The sequence below is a fragment of the Acinetobacter sp. HR7 genome (assembly GCF_000773685.1).
Classification (GTDB): domain Bacteria; phylum Pseudomonadota; class Gammaproteobacteria; order Pseudomonadales; family Moraxellaceae; genus Acinetobacter; species Acinetobacter thermotolerans.
The window spans coordinates 1-928 of the sequence record NZ_JPQO01000084.1; the positions used below are offsets into that span (position 1 = coordinate 1).

Annotated in this window: 1 protein-coding gene; it reads right to left on the reverse strand. The window is 37.4% G+C overall.

The window, feature by feature from the left end:
- Positions 1-894: heavy metal-associated domain-containing protein (locus GW12_RS05050; RefSeq protein WP_034584343.1), on the reverse strand; the 894-nt coding region annotated here is incomplete at its 3' end.
- Positions 895-928: the final 34 nt, after the last annotated feature.

The window sequence follows — 928 nt, forward strand, 5'->3', positions numbered from 1 at the left end:
TTGATATTTCGCAGCTTTTCCGACGGCATATAGCGCAATACCATAAACGGCTGCATCGGCAAACATATCTAGAGAATCAGCAATCAATCCTGTAGACGCAGCAATAATACCGCTGATGAATTCTATAAAGAAAAGTAGAGCATTAATACCTAATAACAGTTTAAGTACTTTAGCTTGTCTCACAGGATCAGGTTCATTAGGTATATCGCCTGAAGAAAGCTGTATTTCATCAAGTTTCGCCCCAAAACCCAGTCCTTCGAGTTTAGCCGTAATTTGCTGAATCCCTTCATTATGGAAGACTTTCAGTTTTCGATTGGGAAGATCAAAAGTAAGACCTTTAACTGCTTCAATATCTGCAAGAGCCATACGGACCATTTGCTCTTCAGCAGAGCAATCCATTTTAGGAATGGTGTAGGTACTTGTTTGCTTAGCCTGTTGATTGCTTATATAAGTTTCAGTCTTCACAAGCTTTGCACCAAAACCCAAAGCTTCAAGTTTGGTGGTTATATTTTCATCTTTTTGATTATGTAGAACCTTTAAAGAACGGTTAGGTAAATCAAAGATGAGTTTTTGAACACCATCAATTGAAGATAGCGCCATACGAACCATCTGTTCTTCCGCAGAACAATCCATTTTGGGAACTAAGTATTCACTCATGTAGTGCGAATCTTTTAAAACGTCTTCAGTGCTTAAATTTTCTTTGGGATCAGAACCACAACAGGATTGTGCGGTATCTTCACAACTGTTTGAAGTGTTACAGCAAGGAGATGAAGATTTTTTTTCTTCCTCTTCACCACAACAGCTAAGCGTATTATCACAATTCTTTGAATTGTTTGCTTCTGCAATTGATGGATGATTTTCTTGCTCTGTACACGACAAAAATAGATAACTCATTGAAATAATGTCATAATAATTGTTTTCTAACGAC